Annotated in this window: 17 protein-coding genes; 6 read left to right on the forward strand and 11 right to left on the reverse strand. The window is 47.7% G+C overall.

What is annotated here, in order from left to right:
• The coding region (locus IQ260_RS08160; RefSeq protein WP_228015711.1) for a CHAT domain-containing protein at positions 1–1,239 on the forward strand (1,239 nt) is incomplete at its 5' end.
• Between the two features lie 76 nt (positions 1,240–1,315).
• Here the strand turns inward: IQ260_RS08160 and IQ260_RS31650 are convergent.
• The 3 genes from IQ260_RS31650 to IQ260_RS08175 form a co-directional block, all read right to left on the reverse strand.
• Positions 1,316–5,104 carry a WD40 domain-containing protein gene (locus tag IQ260_RS31650; RefSeq protein ID WP_193992515.1) on the reverse strand — a complete coding sequence of 1,263 codons (3,789 nt, stop codon included), beginning with the start codon at positions 5,102–5,104 and terminating at the stop codon, positions 1,316–1,318.
• Between the two features lie 73 nt (positions 5,105–5,177).
• A complete protein-coding gene (locus IQ260_RS08170; RefSeq protein ID WP_193992517.1) occupies positions 5,178–5,456 on the reverse strand; it encodes an NfeD family protein in 279 nt (92 codons plus the stop codon).
• 170 nt (positions 5,457–5,626) lie between these two features.
• Complete coding sequence (locus IQ260_RS08175; protein ID WP_228015713.1) at positions 5,627–6,748, reverse strand: transposase; 1,122 nt, start codon at positions 6,746–6,748, stop codon at positions 5,627–5,629.
• 214 nt (positions 6,749–6,962) lie between these two features.
• Here IQ260_RS08175 and IQ260_RS08180 point away from each other — a divergent pair, with 214 nt between their 5' ends.
• Entirely contained in the window at positions 6,963–8,306 is a 1,344-nt protein-coding gene (locus IQ260_RS08180) for a glycogen debranching protein (RefSeq protein ID WP_228015715.1), read from the forward strand.
• Between the two features lie 28 nt (positions 8,307–8,334).
• Here IQ260_RS08180 and IQ260_RS08185 read toward each other — a convergent pair whose 3' ends face one another.
• Positions 8,335–8,781, reverse strand: a complete 447-nt coding sequence (locus IQ260_RS08185) for a hypothetical protein (RefSeq protein ID WP_193992523.1) — start codon at positions 8,779–8,781, stop codon at positions 8,335–8,337.
• A 210-nt stretch (positions 8,782–8,991) separates the two neighbouring features.
• Here IQ260_RS08185 and IQ260_RS08190 point away from each other — a divergent pair, with 210 nt between their 5' ends.
• Positions 8,992–9,549, forward strand: coding sequence for a hypothetical protein (locus IQ260_RS08190; protein WP_193992525.1), 558 nt, complete (start codon positions 8,992–8,994; stop codon positions 9,547–9,549).
• Positions 9,550–9,772: 223 nt separating this feature from the next.
• Positions 9,773–10,204: a DUF1622 domain-containing protein gene (locus IQ260_RS08195; protein WP_193992527.1), complete on the forward strand. Its 432-nt coding sequence runs from the start codon at positions 9,773–9,775 to the stop codon at positions 10,202–10,204.
• Positions 10,205–10,279: 75 nt separating this feature from the next.
• Here IQ260_RS08195 and IQ260_RS08200 read toward each other — a convergent pair whose 3' ends face one another.
• The 7 genes from IQ260_RS08200 to lon form a co-directional block, all read right to left on the reverse strand.
• Positions 10,280–12,016, reverse strand: a complete 1,737-nt coding sequence (locus tag IQ260_RS08200) for an L-lactate permease (RefSeq protein ID WP_193992529.1) — start codon at positions 12,014–12,016, stop codon at positions 10,280–10,282.
• 107 nt (positions 12,017–12,123) lie between these two features.
• Positions 12,124–12,501: a (2Fe-2S) ferredoxin domain-containing protein gene (locus IQ260_RS08205; protein ID WP_193992531.1), complete on the reverse strand. Its 378-nt coding sequence runs from the start codon at positions 12,499–12,501 to the stop codon at positions 12,124–12,126.
• 113 nt (positions 12,502–12,614) lie between these two features.
• Complete coding sequence (gene hypD, locus IQ260_RS08210; protein ID WP_193992533.1) at positions 12,615–13,724, reverse strand: hydrogenase formation protein HypD; 1,110 nt, start codon at positions 13,722–13,724, stop codon at positions 12,615–12,617.
• Positions 13,721–14,920 (reverse strand): ATP-dependent 6-phosphofructokinase, encoded by a 1,200-nt coding sequence (locus IQ260_RS08215; RefSeq protein ID WP_193992535.1) that lies wholly within the window; start codon positions 14,918–14,920, stop codon positions 13,721–13,723. The genes hypD and IQ260_RS08215 overlap by 4 nt, the downstream gene beginning before the upstream one ends.
• 27 nt (positions 14,921–14,947) lie before the next feature.
• Positions 14,948–15,982: a dihydroorotate dehydrogenase-like protein gene (locus IQ260_RS08220; RefSeq protein ID WP_228015717.1), complete on the reverse strand. Its 1,035-nt coding sequence runs from the start codon at positions 15,980–15,982 to the stop codon at positions 14,948–14,950.
• Between the two features lie 169 nt (positions 15,983–16,151).
• Positions 16,152–19,829, reverse strand: coding sequence for a pyruvate:ferredoxin (flavodoxin) oxidoreductase (gene nifJ, locus IQ260_RS08225; protein WP_193992537.1), 3,678 nt, complete (start codon positions 19,827–19,829; stop codon positions 16,152–16,154).
• Positions 19,830–20,023: 194 nt separating this feature from the next.
• Positions 20,024–22,504 (reverse strand): endopeptidase La, encoded by a 2,481-nt coding sequence (gene lon / locus IQ260_RS08230; RefSeq protein ID WP_228015718.1) that lies wholly within the window; start codon positions 22,502–22,504, stop codon positions 20,024–20,026.
• A 277-nt stretch (positions 22,505–22,781) separates the two neighbouring features.
• Here lon and psb28 point away from each other — a divergent pair, with 277 nt between their 5' ends.
• A complete protein-coding gene (psb28, locus tag IQ260_RS08235; protein ID WP_193992541.1) occupies positions 22,782–23,150 on the forward strand; it encodes a photosystem II reaction center protein Psb28 in 369 nt (122 codons plus the stop codon).
• Between the two features lie 261 nt (positions 23,151–23,411).
• The coding region (locus IQ260_RS08240; RefSeq protein ID WP_193992543.1) for a sensor histidine kinase at positions 23,412–24,970 on the forward strand (1,559 nt) is incomplete at its 3' end.

The raw sequence follows: 24,970 nt of genomic DNA on the forward strand, positions 1-24,970 counted from the left end.
AACTTATCAGACTCATGTCTCACTGGGGCATGTATCCAGGAATGGGGAATTTCAGCTAATACCAATTTAAATAATATAGATTGCAAATATATATTTATGGGCCTTTCGAAGGATAATGAAATATCTTACAAGTATAGAAAACCTGACGATGAAAAAGAGATTTTCATAAATTATGAATTTTCACAATTTATATCGCCTATCATTTCTACTTTGGGATACTATCATCGTCAGTATTCTGATCCTAGAGAGCTTAACAGCTTTGATTTACTAGATTTTTTCTTTGATAAAACTGAAAAATCTAATATTATTATTCTTACTTTTATAGAGCTAGCATCGAGACACCCTGAACTGGACATAGATGTCGTTAATGTAGAGTATCGTTCAGGCGGTAGAGTAAAAGTGAAAGTATTTGCACAAGGTAAAGGAGATTGTTCAAAACTTCATTCTGAATATAATCAGATATATAAGCACATTTCTAGTTTGTCTTCTCAAGATGTTGAAAATCTTTTATCTCACATATCGCAACAAGATAGAGGATTAAATGTTTTGAAAAAAACCCTAGAAAGTGCTGGAGCAACAAAAGCCTATTACTCAGAAATTCAGCAAAGGTTATTCAATCACCTCTCAAAACATGAGGAAAGTAGTTCAAAGCTGATTCTCTTCTTTTTGGCTAATCCCAAGGATACTGATCGATTACGGATAGATGAAGAAATTAGAAGTATTAAGGAAAAACTATCTCCATTTATCCCCAGTATCCTCAAGGTAGTTACTCAGGAGGCTACGAGAGGAAAAGATTTAACGAATGCCTTGATTAGAAATAGGCCTAAGATCGTTCATTTTTCAGCTCATGGAGCTCCCGATGAGGGCTTAGCTCTTGAAGATGATTTTGGCTATATGCAAGTTGTAAGCGCAGAAACAATAGCTAAACTGTTTTACCTTTTCGAGGGGCAGGTTGAATGTGTTGTTCTAAATGCCTGTTACACGGCTATTCAGGCTGAAGTCATTAATCAATATGTACCTTATGTTATAGGTATGAGTCGAGCAATTGCTGATCAAACAGCAATAACTTTTTCGACTTCGTTTTATTCTTATTTAGGAGAGGGTTTTGACATTAGAAAAGCGTTTGACCTTGCCCTTAATAGATTAGAGCTTGAAGAAATGGATGATGCCACAGTACCCGTCATAAAAATCAATACAGCCATCATCCCCAATCAGAAACCTGATCATTTTGATGGCTAGATATTAATTTTCTTTAAGAGTTTCACGATTGTTGTTACTCACTTCTTTCAGTAAAGACAATAAAACCCTCAACCTTTTACTGCGGCAGTGATTCTATTGCTCCCAAAGCAAATAACGTCTGCCGCTGCGCTTCCGTCACCCCCTCTGCATCTTCAATCTGCATCCCCTCATAGGGTCGCAACGGTCTCATCACCTGCAAACATTTCCCTGCCACATTCCATAGCCACATCGTCCCATCTGCTCCACTACTCACCAACTCACCCTTCGCCCCAGCATCCATCGACCAAACCACCCCATCGTGGCCCTTCAGCGTTTGTTTACAACAACCCTCCTGCCATAACTGCACCGTCCCATCCACACCACCACTCACCAACATTCCTGACTCCGCAAACACCAAAGCTCTTACTGCTCTGTTATGCCCCGTTAGCATCTGCTGGCAAGACACCTCCACAGTCCCTTTACCAAGATTCACCTGCCACAGCCGAATCTCTCCATTCGTCGCACCACTGGCTAACATCCCATCCCTAAATGCTAAGCACAATACCCCACCCCGGTGCTCTTCTATCGTCGCTACACACTCTTCCGTTTCCACATCCCATAGCCGAATGGTCTTATCATCACTCCCACTCACCAACAACTCTCCTACAAACGTCAACGCTTTCACCCGATGCCTATGACCCACTAACGTCTTCAAACATTCCCCACTCGCCATATCCCACACCCGCACCGTCTGATCCTGACCACTACTCACCAGATATCGCCCTACAGGGTCAAACACCACCCGATGCACCCAGCCCTCATGGCCCCAAAATGTACGCAAACATTTACCAGTTGTCCGGTCCCATAGCCGTACCGTACCATCATCGCTGCCACTAGCAATCTGGTTACCATCCGGTGATACCTGCACAGTGCTCGCAATGTCCTGATGACCTGTCAAAGTTTTCACCACCTTGCCAGTCGACCTATCCCACAGACGCACCACCCCATCCTCACTACCACTCACCAGCAGCTCACCATCTGGCCCAAATGCCACTGCCATAATGGCGGCACTGTAGGTCTTTAATGTGCCTACACAGTAGCCTTTATCCACTTTCCACAGCTTCAGCGTCTGATCCTCACTACAGCTCACCAACAGCTCACCATCGGGGCTAAATCTTGCCAACCACACTTTGTTCTCATGGCCTTGGAAAGTATTTACACAGCTACCCGTGGCCACATCCCATAGCCGAATACTGTTGTCGTTATCACTCACCGTCACAATTTGTTGATCATCCAGGCTAAACGCCGCTGTCCGCACCAAACCCTCAAATGCCAATCGCTGCGGACTCTCCGGCTCTGCCCAATCCCAAACCAACACATGTTGACTATCACTGCCCGTCACCACCCGCTGACCATCATGGCTCAACCCACAGGCTAACGACCAGTTCACTGCCGTATCGATTCTCCCTTCACATTCTTCCGTTTCCCAGCGCCACCGCTGCACAGTTCCATCCTCGCTACTGCTTACCAAAAACTCCCCATCAGCAGTAAACGCCACTGAAAAGATTCTCTTTTCATGCGCTGAAAATGTTTTAATCAGTTCCCCCGTCTCCGGCTGCCAAAAACAGATTTGGCCATCCGTTCCACCACTCACCACTAGGAGCTCCTGCGGATGAAATGCCACACTTTCTACACCACCTGTATGCCCGCGTAGCGTTTTCCAACATTGCCCCGTAGCCACTGTCCACAGCCGTACCGTTTGATCCTGACCACTACCGCTAGCCAGCATCTTGCCATCAGTGCTAAACGCCAACGTATTTACCCAACCACTATGGCCCGTATAGGTCATTACCTCCTGGCGATTCTCCACCTGCCACAGCCGAATCTCCTCATCCACCCCAGTAGCCAAATGCTGACCATCCGGGCTAAACACCGCCGACATAAACCGCTTCGCAATCTGGGCAAAAACCGTTTTCCGAAAATCAGTGCCCGTAAAGTTCACCCCATGCAGTGTCATATCCTGCAAAGACACTTGCCAGATAGGCAGATCTGAACAGTCTAGCCCGGTCAGGTCCGCCCCTAAATGATGCAACAGCTTAAGTAAATTTCCCGCCGCATAGCCTGACTCCATCAGCAAAGCATCATCTGAATGCAGACTGTGCAATAGCGACTTGAGTAGCTTGGCAATACGTTTATCCTGCCCCAGCCGAAGCCGCAACCGTTCTAATATTGGCTGCAAAATTAGCTGAATCTGGGCCTGGCGCAAATAGTCATGGGCCTGGGCCTGGGTCAGGGCATAGCGGTTCAGACTGTACACATCGCCTTTGGTTAATAGTCCCTGGCTAAAGCCATCCACCAGCTGCTCGGTCATGTACTCCATTACCACCGGCTGCTGGGTAAATTGTCCCTCCCGCTTTTCAATCAACGACCGCCGCTGCAGCGATTCCAAGGCTTCTAAAACCGACCGCTGGGGCACTCCCGGCACTAAATCCTCCTGTAGCTCCGTCATTGGTGTCCAGTCCCGATAGATTGCCAACCAGTGCATTACCTGCTGCTCCAGGTCCGACAGGCGCTCTAACTGCTGCTCTAGCAGGTCAGAAATATCGCCAAAAATAGATGACCCCTGCGCTAAAAATTGGGTAATGTCCCCATCAAACACCTCCTGCACCGTCGTCGCCACAATCTGTAACGCCAGCGGATTACCCCCATACCGATGCACTAACTGGTCCACCTGCTCCGCCGATAGGGTGATGCCTTTGGTTTCCAGCACCGATCCTCCATCGGACTGGCCCAACCCTTGGAGCAGTAAGGACCGTACTTCACCCGTCTGTCCTTCCCGTAGGCCAATCCCTCTAGGCTTCTCTCGGCTGGTCAATACCAAACAGCTTTGGTGAATCGTTTCCCCCACATCCCGCAACAGCTGTCCATAGCCTTCATAGCCCTGGCGGTAGGCCCCGCTACGCTGTTGTTCTGGAGTTGCTGCACTTAGAATCGACTCCAGATTATCCAAAATCAACAAACAACGATGTTGTTGTAAATGCCGCATCAGCTGTAACAATCGACCGTCTAAACTATCCGCCAGTTGAGTATCCTGATAGTTAGACAATATGGCAATCACATCCGCCAGCCAATCCATAATTGGGGGCGCATTCCGTAGCGATCGCCACACCAGATAGTCAAACTCTCCTTGACATTGCTGGGCAATTTTTACCGAGAGGGCTGTCTTCCCAATCCCCCCCATACCTAACAGTGCCACTAGACGACAGCGATCTGCAATAATCCAGTGCTGCAGAGTATCTAACTCGGCTGTACGGCCATAGAACGTAGATGCATCAATTGCCTGCCCCCAATCTTGACGGGCTAGAAGTTCTGCGGTGGGTGCTGTTTGTTTTTGGGGTTGACTTCTGAGACTGACCTGCTCCAACTGATGATCAGGTGCTCCCAAAACCTGATCTGATGGCTCAATCGCAGCCTTTGCCTGTTTCGACTTAACCGGACGTCGTTGCTCCCATTCTTGATCAAATCGATCTAAATTCTCTTTAATTTTAGAGCAGGGATACCACAGCGTCAGTCGAAACTTCCATAGCTCCGCACCCTGGGCCGATGTGCGATTATCCTCTAAAATCTCTAAATAGTCTTCAAACCGCTTCAAAGACTCCTTAATGTTAATCGCTGTTAGTTTGCCTGCATAGTTATCCTTGGCGGTCAGCTCCACTAAGAAACGAACCTTGGTCTCCACCAAAAGCTCACGGTCATCGACCTTAAAGGAAATGACCTTAAGTAAATGCTCACAATCATCTAGCGAATAGTCAGCAAATACCAACAACGCCTCTAATAGACGTCTGCTCCGCTTCCTCGGTTGGGGGCCGTAATTGATTCTTGGCACAGGCTACGACGATTGAACAGTAGCTGTATTCTCGCAGTGCTGTCCGAATCGATCTGGAAGTTTTTAACATTGCTTAACATTTTCTTGCTGGCTGCACCACAAGTGTGAGCCCTTCTCGTCTGAGTATAGTTACAACAGTTCCTTCGTCTAACGATTGCTGGCAGGATTTTTCTACCCTGGCCAACCAGTAAACGCCATGGAGCCGAACCCGTCCCTGTCCATTAGCTAATATTACGTCTTCGACAAAACCTTGAGCATTCAGAATCCCTCGGTCTGCAGAGGCTTCATCATAGGAGCCAGCGCTAAAGAAATTCCATAGCCACGGAGCATAGTTAGAACGGTAGCGTAACATAAAAATTCGTACCTATTGATTGCTGTTTTGAGTTCCTGTCCAGGTTTGTTGCCTGGACAGGAAAAGCCGTCTGAGTGGCAAAACGCGAACTGAAGCCAAGCTGTGCCCGAGTTGAAAATTGTTTTTATTTCAGGGCACAACAACTATTCTGGAGATGGTGATAGCTTAACTCAGATCTTGCACCATTCTTGATAAGCTCTGTCAGGCCTTGATTTGATGACAATATCAAAGCCATAATGAGCGGCGATATCGGCCGTATGCTCGATGTGTCTAAGCAGTTGAGCCCAGAGTATAGAGGGCAACAGTTTTTTCAGGGTTAACTTGGCAGTGGCCTTCCAATCTAAGACCGGTGGCCAAGCCCATAGGTCAACCCAATGGGCCAGCAAGTAAGCAATGAGCGAGAGAATAAGCCAACGATAGACACCAATTTTGGTGCTTTGGCCAAAGCAATGGAGTCCAAACTGATGTTTAGCGGTCTTGAAAAAGCCTTCAATCGCCCAGCGTTTGCGCCCTAAGCGAATGAGATACACCCCCGAGTAAGGATGGGTCGACGCCACAAAGCGTAACTCTCGTTTGTTGCCGGCGCGTTTGAGCCAAAACCAGGAAATCGTCAGCGGATAGTCGATATCCTTGAGATAGACCTGTAGCCCCCGTTTCGCGTTGCCTGGCAGGTCTTTTAGCTTGCGCCCATCGCGTAATAGCCGACTAGTTTTGACGCCGACAACCGCTCGCCAGTTACGCTGACGAACGGCCCCCAAGAAGTCTACGGTGCCAAATTCGGTATCGGCCTGAACAATCACGGTTCGACCGGTGACCAGAGACTTGGGAATGCTAGCCAACAACTTACAGGCTAGTTGATTTGGGCTTGGCTGCCCCTTGCCTCGCCAAACACGGAAGCTCCAGGGTATTCGCCGCCGACCCATCACGATATAGAGCACAACCAGATGGAGTCCACGCTTGCCATTGAGCATTCGCACCCAAGGCTCAGGGGCCTCATCATCATCCGTGGGGGTACTCAGCTGCCAGAACGTACCTGTCTTTTTCAGCGTGCTTAAATCTATCAGCAACCGTACTGGCACATCCTTACGGACGGGATGCGTCGTTAGCTGGTCCAGGATGGCCTGGCGAGTAGTGCGAATCACGTGCCGAGTTGACCAGCGATAGCGATTGAAAAACCGACTTAAGGAACTCGGTGATTTGACTTGCGTATGCTCGGATAGCGCATGGCCTTGGGTGTCTAAGAATAGACCGAGAACGGCCTTCAGACTAGCTTTTTGATAGACACTAGGCATGATAGAAATTAGGCTATACACTAGCCTTTGGGCGTGTTGAAGCATGGTTTTGATGGCCGTCTTCGACGTTTACTTACGCCCTTTTTTTCAGATTTTCGCCCTCTACGCAACCCCTATTGAGACTGGTGCAAGATCTCAGTTGACCAATTATTGGGGCTATAGTCCCGTTGCTTTTTTTGCACCACATTGGGGATATAGTTCTCGAAAAGATCTTTTGGCCCCTCTGGATGAGTTTCGTGATTTAGTGAAGGCATTACATCATGCAGGCATCGAAGTTATTTTAGATGTGGTCTTTAACCATACTGCTGAAGGCGATCACACCGGACCCACGCTATCGTTTCGGGGTTTGAGTAATGATTCATATTACATTCTCGGCAATGACAAGAGATATTATAAAAACTATAGCGGCTGTGGCAACACCATAAAAACTAGCGCTATGGTTGGCTACCTAATCTTATACTGCCTACGCTACTGGGTTTCAGAGATGCATGTCGATGGTTTTCGATTTGATTTGGCATCTATATTGTCCCGTGGTTTAACGGGAGAACCCCTAGAAGATCCACCTATTCTATGGATGATCAACACCGATCCAGTCCTGGCAGGGACCAAAATCATTGCAGAAGCCTGGGATGCCGCTGGTCTTTATCAGGTGGGCCGCTTTGCTGGAGAACGGTTTGCTGAATGGAATGCGCCCTATCGGGATGATATACGACGATTTGTTCGGGGTGATCGAGGTATGGTCAAAGCACTAGCCCAGCGAATTGTCGGCAGTCCTGACATGTATCCACACCTGTGTCGAGGACCTAACTACGGCATTCATTTTATTACCTGCCACGATGGGTTTACTCTCAACGATCTGGTGAGCTATAGCGTCAAACATAATGGGGCCAACGGAGAAGATAATCGTGATGGGAATGATGCTAACTGGAGCTGGAACTGTGGTGTGGAAGGAGTTACAAACGATCCTAATGTGCTGGCTCAACGGCAGAAACAGGTCAAGAATCTGTTGACGATTTGGGCTATTTCCCAGGGTACTCCTATGTTATTGATGGGAGATGAGGTGTTGCGATCGCAACGCGGTAACAATAATGCATACTGCCAAGATAATGAGCTGAGCTGGTTTGATTGGGATGCCGTTTCCCGTCAGCAAGGCTTTCTTCGATTTGTAAAAGGCATCATCAATTTTGCCCAAACACTCCATATTTTCAAACATGATCATCCGCTGATTGTCACTCCTCAAGCAATTGTAGAACCAGCCATTGTCTGGCACGGTATCAAACTAGGCCAACCCGACTGGGCAGAGACATCTCACAGTTTAGCCTTTACCTTGCGCTATCAGAAATATGGTGAACTACTCCACATCATGCTCAACGCTTTTTACGAACCATTGACCTTTGAGCTACCGTCACTGTCGCAAGGATATCACTGGAAACGTATTGTAGATACAGCATTAGACTCTCCAGAGGACTTTTGTTCGATAGAACAAGCCCCTCAGGTTAACTCATTAGTCTATGAAGTAGCTGCTTATGCTTCAGTCGTCTTATTTGTTCGAGGTTAAGCATAGGGTAGAGAGCTTTGTGGAGAAATTAAGTAGACGTTTGAAAGCGTCGCTTGTCTTTAGTAGAGCTTCTCATCCAATAATAGCTAACCACATTCAACAACAATCCCACAGTCACTAGAAAGATCATTAGCACCAGCTGATAGCTGGGAGCACCAACCAGGACATCCATGACAAAATGGATAATATTCAGAACGGTATACACCAGCGTCATACCAAAATGGATCTGGCAAAATCGCCTGGATGGCCAAAATACACTCCCCAGAATCGAAAGCATCGGCAAGCCGAAAAAGATTAACATAAACCACATGATCACATCTAGATTCATGTATTCGTGGGTGTGGGATTCCGCTACATTGATACCGTGAAACAGGGGCATCAAGGCTAACTGAGTGTGAAATAAGAGACCGAGCAAAAATACGGTCCATAACAGCATCACTTTCAGAGAAAAATCTTTACTTGTAGAGGATCTCATAAGCGTTAGAGATAGGCAATATAATTGTCGTCATATTGCACTATAGATAGCAAAGTTGAGAAACTTATGAGGCTGCATCGTTCAGCAACATCAACCTTATCCAAGATACTGTCTACAAACCGATATAACCTATATTTCAGCCACCTGAGTCTCCAGCCGGGTAGAGACTTTATAATAGGGATATAAACAAGCCTTAGGGGAGGGCGTCCTATGAAACGCTACATTACCTACATGACCCTTGCTGCTTTGGCTGGTGCTGGTTTAACCTATCTTGCCTTGACCATGACACCGCTAAGGGCACAAGTCATTAATCGGCCTATGTTCCGAGCCAATAATCCTGACTCTGCCTGGGTCATACCTAGATATAGACACCATGGTCGAAGAGGCCCAAGTAGACACAGCTATGGCCCAGACTTCTTTCCAATGTATAACGGAGTATATGACCCAAGTGCATTAGAAACGATGAGCGGTCAGGTGATGGCTATTGAGCAAGTTGGTGCAGCTGGTCAAGGGACATGGCTAGAGGTAAAAACCGATCAGGAAACAGTCTCAGTCCACCTTGGCCCGGCCTGGTATTTGGAAGATCAGAAGGTGGCTATTTCACCCAATGACGCTATTGAAATAACAGGCATTCGTAACACTTGGAATAACTCAATAACTATAATCGCCTCCAAAATCAAACTTGACGAGCGTACCGTTGAACTACGAGATGCGGATGGGTATCCCCTATGGATGAATTGGCGACAAAGCATTCATCCTAACAATTGACGAACACTCACATGACGAACACTCATAACGTTATATTGAATCGGTCTCTTTAGTGGCTACCCAAAACTAAAATCCTACCTGTGACCTCCGATATACCGATCCAGGACTTATGGAGGCCAATAGGACTTTAGGCATAAATATCCTTACTCTTTAAGGGCTACCAAAGGTTCAACTCACATTAAATTATAGTAGACAGTAACTTCTGAGTTTCTAGACAAGTCTTATGGAATTTATTGAGTATCTAGAGGCAAAGTTAGGCCTGTTTGTTTCAGGCCTAACTTTAGTGCTTGAAACTATCGCCGCTTTTTGTGTCCTAATTGGTTTAATTAAAACTGGACAATTAGCGATCGCACTCAATCAGCACCATTTTCCACTCAATCGCCGCCATGCACGGAAGTTTTCTCTAGTGTTGCTGCGGTTACGTTTTGGTGTCTGGTTAGCCGTAGCATTAGAATTTCAGCTAGGGGGTGACATTGTAGCAACTACGGTTGCCCCCTCCTTTGAGGCCTTGGGCAAGCTGGGAGCAATTGCCGCCATTCGGACATTCCTCAACCATTTTCTCAATCAAGAACTGACCGAAGAGCTTGAGGTACAACGTAAGGTCGAGCATGAAATCTCTGTCAGAGAGTTGGCAGAAGACCAGAAAGTAATGTAATAGATTTTCGCATTAGCGGTATGCGTAAGTAACCTGTTGGTTGATATTAGTGTTTTTCAGTTCTCTGGGCAAAGCTCATAGGAGTCCAGTGCTCAGGAGCAGCGAGGCTCCTCCCCCTAACAACCCCGCAAAACAAACATAATAGAGTGTGGGTAAAAACCCTTTTCGAATCAAAATTCCTTCTTGGCCGACCAGTCCCACAGTGGCTTCAGCGGCAACAATATTGGAAATACAGATAATATTTCCAGCTGAGGCACCAACACATTGTAAGGCTAAAACCAGGGCTGTGGAAACATCAGTTTGAACAGCCACACCAAACTGGAACAGTGAAAACATCAGATTGCTCACCGTCACACTGCCTGCAACAAAAGAGCCAATAGTACCGACTAAAGGAGCAAAAACTGGCCAGGCCGCTCCTAAAAGCAAGGTCATACTATCAGCCAGGGTTAGCGGCATGCTCTCTAGCCCAGCCATATTGACACCAGAATTGATGAAGACGCGGGCAACGAGGACTGCTGCCCCCAGGGCAAGTGCTGTTTTTCGCAATAAGGGTATCGTCTTTCTGAGTGCAACTCCAAGGGATTGAAATGATAAGCCCTGGAGAAAAAAGGTGATCATCACCACGAAGATAAAGATCGTCGAAGGAAGATAGAGTGGCTGAAGTGTTGCGGTAACATTCGTTCCAAGAATATTGCTCCATCGGATGGTCACGGCCTGAAGCCAATCTCGGAACGGTAGAAATTCTAGGCGCGACACCATAAGAAAAAAGCCCAGTAGCACGTAGGGAAGCCAGGCTTTTTGTGGGGATAAGGGTTGCGCTTGGGGAGAAATGGATCGAGGGTTGATAGATAAATTGTTTGCCGGAATAATGGCTGGAACAACAGGGCTGAAATCACTCGTTGAGCCAGATTCCCCTTCAGGAAAATCCCAGGGATGTTCTGGCATCAAAAAATCAGAACGCGCAGCAGTAACCACCAGACTCAAGCCCACCAAACCACCAATTAGCGATGGGAACTCGGGGCCAATTAACAGTGCAGTTAGCGTGTAAGGAATGGTGAAGGCCAGTCCAGCGAAGAGGGCAAACTTCCAGATAGAAAGACCTTGTCGAAGACGCTGGATAATAGACTGCCGAAGATCCCCAAATCCCAATGACAACACAGCCACGAGTACTAGTGGCAAAAACGTTCCAATAATACCGTGAAAGACTCCGGCCCAGCGCCCAACCAGGACCAAATAATCAGGTTGCGTCAGTCCCAAGGTCACCAGTTGCGCCTGAACGGAAGGAACTCCATCGAGCCCAGCATCAATGCCGATCATAATCGGTGTACCAACTGCGCCAAAAGTGGACGGTGTACTTTGGATAATCAGCGCCGAAATGACTGCTGCCATTGCCGGAAAACCAATGGCTACCAGCAATGGTACCGTAATCACGGCTGGGGTACCAAAGCCTGACGCACCTTCGATAAAGCTGCCAAACAGCCAAGCAATGATAATGACCTGAACTCGACGATCCCGCGATATTCCGAGCAGACTTTGGCGGATAGTGGCCAGTGCTCCGGAGACTTGCAATGTATTGAGCAATAGCACTGCTCCAAAAATGATGTAAAGAATTTCGACCGCTGCAAACAATCCTTGAATACTGGAAGCAACGACTTCTCTAAAGGGAACGCGCCAAATCGAGAGGGCACTGGCAATTGTGACAAAATAGGCCACTGGCATGACCTGGCTGGCAGGGCGACGGGTAATGACCAGTAAGAAAAAGATCGTTGCGATCGGTAACAAGGCCACTAGGGAATACAAGGGGCGAATCATTAGCTATAAATCCGTTGCGATAACCATCTGTAAGGCATCATAAACATGAAATCCGTCAGACTGCGACTCAGGTTCAGCAATCGCTCTAGGAAAAACTATTTTTTTACTTAGAAGTAATAAGACTGGCTGGCAACAATTGCAAAAAATAGAACAAATGCCCCGAGTGACAGACTAAAAACAACTAACCAAATCCAGACAGATTTGCGGGTGTGATGAAATTTTGGATATAGCTTTTTGGTAATGACTTGTCCCTGCTTGAGATGTTGCTCCACGATGGTCGGCACATCAGAAGGATGTATGTGGCAGTACCAGGTCTCGTCAGGCAAAATAAGGACCATTGGACCACTGCCACATTGTCCAAGGCATCCTGTTGTCTCCACATTGATATCAGAAGACAAAGCATACGATTGAAACGTTTGGAACACTTTCTTGGCACCTTGTTGGCCACAGGTTGTGTACTGACAAACGAGAACAGTTTTACGCATCAACTAGCTCTTCGAGGTTCTAATATTTGAATTTGGGATCTCCACTAAAGGGTATACCTTCATTGTCGAAGATCTCATCCTGACCTGGGCTAAATAGTTTCAGCATAGCACTCCTATAAAGTTGAACGATAACGATAGTAAGCAGCACAAGCTCCCTCCGAAGAAACCATTGGTGCCCCGAGAGGATGCTCTGGACAACACTTATTGCCAAAGGCAGGGCACTCATGGGGCTTTTTTAGACCCTGTAGGATGAGGCCGCTGATGCAGGCATTTTCGGAGAAAGAAGGGGAGTGGGGAAGTGGGGAAGTGGAAAATCTGTCGGCAAATCGCAATTGAGCATCCAGGTAAGCATAAGGTTCTCGTAGCCCCAGACCACTTTGGGCGAGACTGCCCAAACCTCTCCACACCCGAGGCACCACTTGAAAAACCTCGCTCATCAGCTGCTGTGCCGGTAGATTTCCCTGAACCTGAACAGACCGGGCATATTGATTCTCCACCTGAGCACGCCCTGCTTCTAGCTGCTTCAGGCAAAGATAAACTCCCTGCAAAATATCAACGGGTTCAAATCCAGTGACCACAATGGGAGTGTGATATCTCTCTGCCATCTCGTGATAACCCTCATAGCCTGTTATGGTACATACGTGACCTGCAGCTAAAAAGCTCTGTACCTGGCAATCTGATGATGACAAAATCGCTTCCATGGCCGGGGGCACCAACACATGGGCTATTAACACTGAAAAGTTATCAATCTGTTGCTGATGAGCCTGGTAGACGGCCATGGCCGTCGCTGGAGCTGTGGTCTCAAAACCAACGGCAAAAAACACCACCTGGCGGTCTGGATGCTTACGGGCAAGCGCAAGCGCATTCACCGGAGAATACACCATGCGCACATCCCCACCCTGGGCCTTGACACTTAACAAATCTGTTGACGTGCCAGGGACCCGCAGCATATCGCCATAAGAGCAAAAGATAATTTCAGGCTGGGCCGCCAATGCCAGTGCGTGATCGATAATTGCCATATCGGTCACACACACAGGGCAGCCAGGACCATGGATTAGAGTAATATCAGGGGGTAACAGCTGATCGAGACCGTATTTTACGATGGTGTGAGTTTGACCACCACAAATTTCCATCAGAGTCCAGGGTTGGGTAGTCAGAGATGCGATCGCATCCACATACTCCTGTACCACCGATCCATTCCGGTATTCGTCAACATACTTCATTGAAGATCGCCAGTATGGAATAGTACAGGCACTTCAGGCATAGCTATAGTTTCACCCAGATAAATTCCTAACTCCTGAGCAATATGCACCCAAGAACTATCTGGTGAAACGGGTCTAGGACAACAACCAGACCGATGACGCTGTTTGATTAAGGGAATGACCTGATCTAGAGGTTTGCTATCTGCCCTGCCCTGGGACCAAATTATCAACTGCTGATACTGTTCAGCTGCGATCAGCTCCACCGCCTTGCATCCAAAGGATGTTGCGATCAAGCAGTCCATCGAAGACGGCGTACTACTGCGTTGAATATGTCCCAGTGTGGTTGCTCGGGTTTCTAATGTCCGTAAATGACAAAAGTCTACTTTATCTTTTTCACAGAGCCGTTTGGCATAGGTCCGTATCTGTTGGGCTAGGATATCACCAATATATTTCTCTTTAACACCACTTTGGTTATGTACACCCTCCGCCATCACTATTAGGCCAAACTGACGCTTGACCCGACGTAGCTGTACAATTTTTTGACAAATGCCATCGAGGATATTGTCATTAATCTGCGGCGTTAGTTCTGGTACTAGAATGACATCTGCTCCCCCTGCGATACCTGCTCGCAATGCCAGATGTCCGGCATCTCGGCCCATCACCTGCACCACCATAATGCGATCGTGGCTAGCTGCCGTAAAGGTGAGATCATAGAGGGCACGGGTTACCGTATCCACAGCCGTATCAAACCCCAAAGATTGTTCAGTAAAGGGGACATCGTTATCAATGGTTTTAGGAATGGCAATCCAGTTCCAATTCCCCTGCTGTGCCAGGTCAGAAATAATATCCAGACTACCATCTCCCCCTAGCGTAATTAAGGCATCTAGCTCAAGCAAACGATACCCATCTAAAATCTCACAGGCAATGTCAGGGTCGCTGGGATTTCCTTTGTTTAAGGCACCTAAAATACTGCCACTGAGAAACTGGAGAATATCCACACCGTGGAGCAGTCCTGGAATATCAAACCCGTGGTCTCGCAGCTGAAAATCGTCAATAGTACAGTTTCCCTGTTCTAGATTGATTAGACCCTGGGTACCGTAGGGAATACCATATACCTGCCAGCCCCGTCCAGTCGCACTTTTAACCACAGCCCGAATAACGGCATTGAGACCAGGGCAGTCGCCACCGCTTGTGAGAATACCAATCTTTTTAGTCACGGTTCAAACGAATATAAAAAACATAAATCAGGGAGCCAAATGAATGGAGTGTGGCTGAGGCCGATAACTCTGGAGCGATTGGATATATTGAGCTCGCTCAAATGCACTGGGATCAGGGCAATTTATCTGGCTCATGCTACCCTTCAGCTGACTAAGAGAAGTATACTCATGGTCCTGTAACCATCGGCGTAGATCTTGCTCAACGGTACGCAGATGGTCAATACCATGATGCAACAACGCACTGACCATCTGTGTCACATCGGCCCCCGTCATCAGCAGTTTGATCACATCCTGAGCCCGATGAATACCGCCTGTCGCTGCAAAATCTACTGGCATGGTGCCATAGAGAATGGCAATCCATCGTAACGGCAGCCGTAAATCTTGAGAGGTACTGAGCAGAACATGGGGATACACTTCCAGGGTGTCGATATCGATATCAGGCTGATAGAAGCGATTGAATAGGACTAGGCCATTGATTCCTGTGTGGGAGAGACGATGGGTAAAATTAGCCAGATTCGTAAAATAGGGGCTGAGTTTGACCGCAACCGGTAAATCAACACTGTGGGTCACCGAGTGAACAATATCCAGATAGGTTTGTTCAACCTGGTCAGACGTTAAGCTTACATCCGTCGGCACAGCATAGAGATTAAGTTCTAACGCATCGGCACCGGCAGACTCAATTTGCTTGGCATAGTCAGCCCAGCTATCACTTGCCGTACCGTTCAAGCTGGCAATAATGGGTATATCGACTCGCTGCTTAGCCAATTGAATATGCTCTAGATAGGCTTCAGCACTCACATGAAACAGGGGCCGCTGGGGAAAGTAACTAAGGGCCTCACCATAGCTTTCAGTCCCCTGGGTCATGTAATAATCTAGTTCAAGGCGATCTCTATATAACTGTTCTTCGAACAGGGAATGAAGAACTATTGCCCCGGCTCCCGCGTCCTCCATATGGCGAAGGTTATCGAGATTTTCAGTTAAAGGGCCACAGGCACCGACCACCAGAGGAGAACGCAGGGACAAACCAAGATAGGTGGTGGAGATATCCATAGTATTTATCATTGATTAAGTGATTGAAACCGCTAAACGTTAAAGCTCCAAAGCAAATACACAGGCTTGATTACACTTGGATCTTGACTAACCCACAAAGCCCACAGTAGAGCTATTAGAGCTAACAGCCACCACTTCAGAGGTTTCCAGCCAATGGGATTACGATTTGTATGGGTGTGTGTCATGGTTGCTCATCTCCTTGCGCGGCTAAATATTGATATAGATGCCATCGGGTTTGCACATCTTGTTGTGCCTGCTGCAACAGTTCTCTGGCTACCTTTGGCTGACTATGGACCAACATCTTAAACCGATTTTCGGCATACATAGACTGTTCTATCGGTAGCTTGGGCGCACGACTGTCTACAATAAGGGGGTTTTCGCCAGCTGAGCGACGACGAGGATCGTAGCGGTACAGCAGCCAACGACCAGAATCAACAACGGCTTTTTGATGACTCATGGCAGTGGACATGTTAATTCCATGGGCAATGCAGTGGGCGTAGGCAATGATCAAAGACGGCCCGTCATAGGACTCGGCTTCGAGGAATGCTTTGAGGGTATGCTCATCACGAGCCCCCATGGCCACGCTGGCTACGTAGGCATTGCCGTAGGTCATGGCCATTAGACCTAGGTCTTTTTTAGCCGTTGTTTTGCCACCTGCCGCAAACTTGGCGACAGCTGCTCTAGGAGTAGCTTTGGACTGTTGTCCACCGGTATTGGAATATACTTCGGTGTCGAGAACGAGGATATTGATGTTGCGATCGCAACTCAGCACATGATCCAAACCGCCATAGCCAATATCATAGGCCCAGCCATCCCCACCCACAATCCAGACACTCTTCTTCACCAGGTAATCTGTCAGGGGCAGCAGCCGTTGAATGATCTCTTTTAACTCTATAGAGATCTCTTGCTGAAGCACCTGTTCTAGAATCTCCTTAAGCTGGGCTACTCGCTCCCGCTGCTCCACAATATCAGCCTCATCTGTTTGCTGTGCCTGCAGAATCTGCCGAGTTAGTTGTTCCATGGGAGAAAATCCGACTTCCATAACCATCTCTGCATCCACTTTTTGCAGTAACTCAGCTGCGTAGGCTGTCTGTTTGTCAATTGATACCCGGAACCCCAATCCAAACTCAGCATTGTCTTCAAACAGTGAGTTCGACCAGGCCGGCCCCCGCCCATCAGTATTATGGCTCCAAGGTGTGGTAGGTAGATTTCCACCATAAATCGAGGAACAGCCCGTTGCATTAGCCACCAGCAAGCGGTCACCAAACAACTGAGTCAACAACTTCAGATAGGGCGTTTCACCACAGCCTGCACAAGCTCCGGAAAATTCAAACAGGGGCTGCTGCAGTTGCTGCTGACCAATCTTGTGGAGATTCAGCTGCTGCCGATCTGGATTCGGCAAATCCATAAAGAACTCCCAGTTAGGTTTTTCCTGCTGCCGTAAATCAACAACGGTATGACTGCCATTCACCGATTTCTCTTGGTAAACGGGAGTCATATTAATTGCCTTCAGTCGAGGAATCGCCTTATTCTTAGCCGGACATACATCCACACAGATACCACAGCCAGTACAATCTTCAGCAGAAACTTGGAGGGTAAATTCTTGCCCTGACCACTCGCGGGCAGTCGTATGTTTAAACGTCTCCGGCACTCCATCCAATGCCTTAGATTCATAGACTTTTCCACGAATAACACCATGGGGACAGGCCATAACACACTTGCCACATTGGACACATACGTCCGGATCCCACACGGGAATCGCCTGGGCAATATTACGTTTCTCCCACTGGGCCGTACCGGTAGGATAGGTTCCATCGCAGGGTAAAGCACTAACAGGAATCGTGTCACCCTGACGTTGCATCATCTTACCTAAAACAGTTTTTACAAAGGGAGGAGCTGTGTCTGCTACAGAAGATGTTAAGGGAGGAATTTCATTAGGTTTTGGCTCTTTCGGCAAGGGGATCTTATACAGGTTCTGTAAAGTCTGATCCACCGCCTCCAGGTTCATCAATACGACTTTACCACCTTTTCTAGCATAGGTTTTAGAGATAGAGGCCCTAATAGCATCGATAGCTTCAGCGGGCGGCAAAATCTTTGATAAAGTAAAAAAGCAGGTCTGCATAACTGTGTTAATCCGTCCGCCTAAGCCAGCTTCTCGGGCTACTTCATAGGCATTAATGGCATACACCTCAAGCTGTTTTTGCAGAATCTGATTCTGAATCCGTTCAGGCAGCTGATCCCAAAGCTGCTCTAGGGTATAGGGAGAATTTAGCAACAATGTCGCCCCTGACATAGCTGGTCCCAGAATATCGAGCTGGGCTAACAGCATCCACTGATGACAGGCAATAAAGTTAGCTTGGCTAATCAAATAGGGAGCATGAATCTCATCAGGGCCAAATCTTAGATGGGATGTGGTCACCGAACCAGACTTCTTCGAGTCATAGACAAAGTAACCTTGCGCATAGTTGTCAGTGGTTTCGCCAATGATCTTAATGGTATTTTTATTGGCACCTACCGTACCGTCTGAACCTAATCCGTAGAAAACGGCACGGATCGTTTGCTCTGACTCAATGGAAAATGTTGGATCATAGGTCAGGCTGGTGTGGGTAACATCGTCATCAATGCCAATGGTAAAGTGATTTTTAGGCTCTTTCTGGTTATGTTGAAAGCCATCAAGTAAAAGATTATCGAAAACAGCTTTTACCATAGCTGGCGTAAATTCTTTAGATGACAGTCCATAGCGCCCGCCAACAATCACTGGAGCATCATTGCTTAATGTCGTAAAGCGCTCTTCTGTTAGAGCCGTAAGCACATCTAAATAGAGGGGTTCACCAGCACTGCCTGGCTCCTTAGTACGATCTAACACACTAATCGCCTTAACTGTTTTAGGCAGCGCTAGAGTCAACCGTCGAGCATCAAAAGGACGATACAGCCGGACCTTCAGTACACCAACATTTTCGCCAACTTCATTGAGAGCATCCACCGTGGCCTGAACCGTTTCACAACCAGATCCCATCAATATAATTACCCGCTCTGCTTCCGGGCTACCGTAGTATTCAAAGAGCTTATACTGCCGTCCTGTGAGTTCAGCAAAACGCTCCATTGATTGTTCTATTATCTCGACACAGCGGGGATAATAAGAGTTGACTGCTTCCCGCGCCTGGAAGAACACATCGGGATTTTGGGCTGTGCCTCGTATAGCCGGGTGATCAGGGCTAAGAGCCCGCTGGCGATGTTGAGCAATCAGGTCGTCATCCATGAGAGACCGTAGACTCTCTTCAGGCAGCAGCTCTGTCTTTTGGATCTCATGGGAAGTGCGGAAACCGTCAAAAAAGTGAATAAAGGGAATACGACTAGCCAGGGATGCGGCGGTTGCGATCGCAGCCATATCCTGCGCTTCTTGCACCGAAGCGGAACACAGCATACCAAACCCGGTGCTGCGAGCCGCCATCACATCACTATGATCCCCAAAAATAGACAGGGCCTGGGCCGCCACAGACCGCGCTGCTACATGAATTACACAGGGCGTCAGCTCACCGGCAATCTTATAGAGATTGGGCAACATTAACAGCAATCCCTGAGATGCGGTAAACGTCGTTGTTAACGCTCCTGTCTGCAAAGAACCATGCACAGCCCCTGCCACACCGCCTTCGCTCTGCATTTCCACAATGGCAGGCACAGTCCCCCACAGATTAGGCTTGTTGCTAGCTGCCCAGGCATCCGCCCATTCTCCCATTGGAGATGCAGGAGTAATTGGATAAATCGCAATCACTTCATTCAATGCGTAAGCCACCCGTGCTACGGCTTCATTTCCATCTAATGTGGCAAACGCGGACTGGGGTAATAGGGTGGTCGTCATCGGTTGCAATCCTCAATAACGGTTTCAACAGCAGGCTGTTAGAACCCGCATTACCTAACATCTTCAGAGTACGCAGGAAGTTTGAGGATGTTGTGAGGGATTCGTCCGTTGCGTTATGGGAAAACACCCTTGAAGAAAATGCTTGAAACCCGGTCTTATTGATCAGTGATTTGACAAGCAACACCTCTAGCTAGCTAGTTGACTCTATTGACAACAGTATTTCTGATTTGAGCGCTGACTGTACAGCTCTGAGAATCTGATACTAGAGCATTTTTTAAGATTTGTGGGATGCGATCGCACCCTACAAATTCCATCTCCTGTCGTACATGATCTGGTACATCCACCAGATCCTTCTCATTTTGCAGCGGCAGCAGCACCCGACGAATGCCAGCTCGGTGTGCAGCCAATACCTTCTCTCGAATACCGCCAACGGGCAGTACATCACCACTCAGGTCAATTTCCCCCGTCATGGCCGTATCCGTACGGACCGCTTGATTTAGCAGTAGTGAGGCAATAGCTGTCAGCATCGTCACCCCAGCCGAGGGACCATCCTTTGGAATCGCTCCCGCTGGCACATGTAAATGCAATCCATTACTCTTCAACAGAGATAGCTCAATGCCCAACGCCTCAGCATGCGCCCAAATATAGGAGCGAGCAATCTGCACCGACTCTTCCATGACATCGCCCAGTTGTCCGGTTAGGGTCACTTCCCGCAGCTGAGGTAGCAACACCGCCTCGACAAAGAGCACATCGCCCCCAGCCAGGGTCCAAGCTAGGCCTGTAGCTACACCCGGCTGCGGTCGTTGACGCCGCCCATCCCGCCGATAGCGCGGTGGCCCTAACAAGGTTTCTAACTGTTCAGGATGGATATTGACTGGCGTTGTTTCCCCAGCCGCATATTTAACGGCAATTTTGCGACAGAGGCTGCCTAACTGCTGCTCCAGACGGCGGACACCAGCTTCTCGGGTATAGTCGTCAATCACCTGTCGTAGGGCAGCTTCAGGTAAAACTATCGCATCTTTAGGTAGCCCTGCTTTTTCTAACTGGCGGGGGAGTAGATAGGTGTTTGCGATCGCAAGCTTATCGCGATCAGAATAACCCGATAGTTCCACCAGCTCCAGCCGATCGAGTAACGGTGGAGACACCTTAGAGAGATCATTAGCCGTGCCAATAAAGATCACCTGGGACAGATCAAAATCCACATCCAAATACAAATCATGGAAGCAATAGTTCTGCTGCGGATCGAGGATTTCCAACAATACCGACGCCGGGTCCCCTCGGTAATCCATACCAACCTTATCTAGTTCATCTAGCATGATCACCGGATTCTTCACCCCAGCCCGATGGATTGCCTGAATGATGCGTCCCGGCATCGCACCGATATACGTACGACGGTGTCCTCGCAACTCTGCCTCATCGCGCAAACCACCTAGACTGATACGCTCAAAGGGACGTCCCAACGCCCGCGCAATCGACCGGCCCAGGCTAGTTTTACCCACACCCGGCGGTCCAACAAAACAAACCACCGTACCGACGGCATAGCGTTCCGCCTGCTCTTTAATCGATTCATTAGCGTTAGGTGAATGCCGCTGGTGCTTGAGTTTGAAGGTGGCCAAATGCTCAATAATTCGCTCTTTGACTTGCTCTAAACCATAATGGTCTGCATCCAGAACAGCATTGGCATTTTGCAGATCTAGATTATCCTCAACCGTTTTCTGCCAGGGCATCTCTAGTAACCAATCCAAATAGGTACGGATGACACCCCCCTCAGCAGAACTGCTACCGATACGCTCTAGTCGGGCCAATTCTCGCTTCACTTGCTTCTCTGCTGTATCTGGCAGAGAAGCTTTCTCCAGACCCCTGCGCAGTTCAGCCATTTCTTCTTGGTCAGGATTGCCTTGCCCCAGCTCCTCTTGGACTTTCTTTAATTGCTGCCGCAGGAAAAACTCACGCTGCTGCTCGTCAATTTCCTTTTTGGTTTCCCCTAAAATTTGACTACGCAGTCGTTGTTCTTCAACATGTTTTTGTAAGTCACTCAATACTTTTTTTAGTAGCGTCTCTAAATTATTTTCAGCCAGTGCCGCCTGAATTTGAGGTACATCTTGCTGCATTAAAATAACTGACTGATAAGCAATTTGTGCGGCATCGTCATTACTGCTTAAAATAGCTAACAATTCGTCAGGAAAGTTAGGGTTAACAGATGCAGCCTCCTCCCAAAGAGACTGGATTGCATCGATGAGAGCATTAATTTTGGCAGCCTCTCCCCCAGCAGCCACAGCGTCTTCAATGGTTAAAGCAGGTAGTTTTTGAAACTCTACTTCAAATCCCTGATTAGTCAAACGCAATTTCTCTAGCTGTACTCGCTCTAAGCCTTCTACAAGCAATTGCAAAGGACCAATGGGAAGTCGTGCCATTCGCCGCACTACTCCAAGGGTGGCAACGGAATATAGATCCGATAAAGCCTCAGCTTCTGCTGCCGCGTCACGATCCTGAGCTAATCGCTCTAGGCACTCTGGCAGCATAGTCGCAATCACAAGTTGCTTACCTTCTGTAGCTACCGCCGTTTCTACTGAGGCAATAGAGTGGGGACGTCCCGCTATAATCGGCAAAGTAATACTGGGCAGTAGTACAGTATCGCGCACCGGTAGCAGCAACACCGATTGAGTGTGAGCCATTTTTTTAGCAGAATGAGGTAGCCATAGCATGGTTATCACCGCCTCTTTCAATGAGTTTTGTTTACAGAACAGTGGCCCATTTTCACTATCGATTTACCGCCTTCTTCTTTAAGTCTAAAAGTAACCTATGAGGAACTTATGAAGGGCTCAATAGCTCATGCATTCCTCACTTTTAATATCTATTCTATAGGTACGTCGGGGGGTAAAGCACCCGATCATATCAGGCAGCGATATCATTCTCACTTAAGCAATCAGCTATAGCAAAGGAGGAGTTACCATGATTACCCAAACACCCTGTGTACAAATCTTTAAAGATATTCCTGAAGAAATAAGCGGTGTAAGCCTCAGACGCGATCCATCGACAGGAATGCATGTTGCAATCATGCGATTTCAAGCCTTGGCTTCCATAGAACATTTCTTGAGCTTTAGAAAAAGTTCAAGAAATGCGTTACATCTAATCGATACCGAAGGCGAAATCTTGATCACGCCCTCTGGCGTCAAGATGTTCTATGGGGACATAGAGGGAGAAGATCTCAAAGGTGTTGAATGTAAACTTGAAATTGATCAAGACGATCATTGGGAACGGTTCATGCGATTTATGCATCGCTATGCAGAAGCTAATGAATTGGGCTATACAGAAACTTAATCAGTATAGACACCACAAGAGAACAACACTGGATGTCTATTGAGCAAACTCCTGTATCTCCATGAGACGATGAGCAAACTTAATAACTCGCCTGTGGAGGCTGATTACGGACTCAAGACTATGCAAAGAATTTGAGAAACTTGTGAGAATTGATGAATATTCCTTGGCTCTCGATAACATAGGAGCATGCCTTTTATGCCCCTATAGATAGGTGGTAGTAGATGCCGTTGATGCCCCATTGATGCTTATGATGTTTAACTTATGGATCCACAAACCGCAGAACTGAAACGGCTCAATGCATTGTTGCGTGAAAAGCTGGAGGCCCTTGAGCACACTGAAGCGGCATTACGGGAAAGCCAAGAACGTTATGCATTGGCAATGCAGGCCTCCCGAGATGGGCTATGGGATTGGACTATCCTCACCGATGAAGTCTACTACTCGCCACAATTCAAAGCGATCTTGGGCTATCAAGATGATGAAATGGAAAACCAGTTCAGTGCGTTTGCATCGCGATTACACCCTGATGACTATGACCGGGTACTGGCTGCGGTACACGACCACATAGAACATCGGATTCCCTACGATATCGAATATCGATTGCGTCATAAGCAGGGTACCTATCGTTGGATTAATGCCCGAGGACAAGCTATTTGGGATGAAACAGGCCGAGCAATAAGGATGGCTGGCTCCATTAGCGACATCACCCAGCGGAAGCAAACTGAAGCTCAAATTCATGAAATGACCCAACGGTTGGCCTTAGCGACCAACTCTGCCAAGATTGGTGTCTGGGATCTTGACCTGGTGGAGGATCGCTTAATTTGGGACGATCGAATGTATGAACTCTATGGCATCACGGCAGAAACCTTTGGCGGTGCTTACGAAGCCTGGAAACAAGGGGTGTATCCAGATGATCTGCCAGCTGCTCATGCTGATATTCAGGCCGCTATTGCTGGAGAACGGGAATTTCATCCCGAGTTTCGAGTCCTGTGGCCCGATGGTCAGGTGCGGTTTATTGAAGCCCATGCCATTACCCTGAGGGATGAAACCGGCAAAGCCCAGCGCATGATTGGCGTGAATTGGGATATCACTGAGCGCAAGCAATCTGAGGAAGCACTACGGCAGCTGAATGCAAGGTTGGAAACAAAGGTACAGGAACGAACTCAAGAGCTAGAAAAGCGTGCCCACGAACTGGAACTTTCCAATGCTGAACTACAGCAGTTTGCCTATGTGGTCTCCCACGACCTGCAGCAACCCCTCCAAGGCATCTTCGGATTTGCCAAAATTCTGGCGCACATTTATCGTAACCGCCCAGATGAGCCCGTCAATAATTATATTAATCAAATTATTAATGCTAGTCAGTATATGTCGCAGCTGATTCAAGATCTGCTGACCTATGCCAAAGTTGGCCAAACTGAGAAAGTATGTGAGCTTACAGACTGTAACCAGATTCTTAAACAGGTACTCACCGATTTACAACCGAGCATCAATGAGAATCACGCTGTGGTTACCACCAATGGTAAGCTGCCCACACTCTGTGCCAATGAGACTCAACTAATGCAGCTGTTTCAAAATCTGCTCAGCAATGCCCTTAAATATCATCCGCCTGAGCAACCTCCCCATGTGCAAGTATCAGCAAAACACCAAGAAAATGAATGGTGCTTTGGCGTACATGACAACGGCATTGGTATTCAATCAAAGTATTTTGATCAGATTTTTCAAATCTTTCAACGGCTACATACTAAAGATGAGTATCCCGGTACAGGCATTGGACTAGCCACCTGCAAGAAGATTGTTGAGAATCATGGGGGACGTATATGGGT

Source organism: Leptolyngbya cf. ectocarpi LEGE 11479, from assembly GCF_015207065.1.
GTDB classification, from domain to species: domain Bacteria; phylum Cyanobacteriota; class Cyanobacteriia; order Phormidesmidales; family Phormidesmidaceae; genus Leptothoe; species Leptothoe ectocarpi.

Excerpts from the sequence above, each read along its gene's own strand:
- hypD (WP_193992533.1), bottom strand. The coding sequence starts at position 13,724 with ATGAAGTATGTTGACGAATACCGGAATGGATCGGTGGTACAGGAGTAT.
- lon (WP_228015718.1), bottom strand. The coding sequence starts at position 22,504 with ATGGCTCACACTCAATCGGTGTTGCTGCTACCGGTGCGCGATACTGTA.
- IQ260_RS08170 (WP_193992517.1), bottom strand. The coding sequence starts at position 5,456 with ATGTTACGCTACCGTTCTAACTATGCTCCGTGGCTATGGAATTTCTTT.
- IQ260_RS08185 (WP_193992523.1), bottom strand. The coding sequence starts at position 8,781 with ATGAGATCCTCTACAAGTAAAGATTTTTCTCTGAAAGTGATGCTGTTA.
- IQ260_RS08205 (WP_193992531.1), bottom strand. The coding sequence starts at position 12,501 with ATGCGTAAAACTGTTCTCGTTTGTCAGTACACAACCTGTGGCCAACAA.
- IQ260_RS08190 (WP_193992525.1), top strand. The coding sequence starts at position 8,992 with ATGAAACGCTACATTACCTACATGACCCTTGCTGCTTTGGCTGGTGCT.
- psb28 (WP_193992541.1), top strand. The coding sequence starts at position 22,782 with ATGATTACCCAAACACCCTGTGTACAAATCTTTAAAGATATTCCTGAA.
- IQ260_RS08220 (WP_228015717.1), bottom strand. The coding sequence starts at position 15,982 with ATGATAAATACTATGGATATCTCCACCACCTATCTTGGTTTGTCCCTG.
- IQ260_RS08175 (WP_228015713.1), bottom strand. The coding sequence starts at position 6,748 with ATGCCTAGTGTCTATCAAAAAGCTAGTCTGAAGGCCGTTCTCGGTCTA.
- IQ260_RS08200 (WP_193992529.1), bottom strand. The coding sequence starts at position 12,016 with ATGATTCGCCCCTTGTATTCCCTAGTGGCCTTGTTACCGATCGCAACG.
- IQ260_RS08195 (WP_193992527.1), top strand. The coding sequence starts at position 9,773 with ATGGAATTTATTGAGTATCTAGAGGCAAAGTTAGGCCTGTTTGTTTCA.
- nifJ (WP_193992537.1), bottom strand. The coding sequence starts at position 19,829 with ATGACGACCACCCTATTACCCCAGTCCGCGTTTGCCACATTAGATGGA.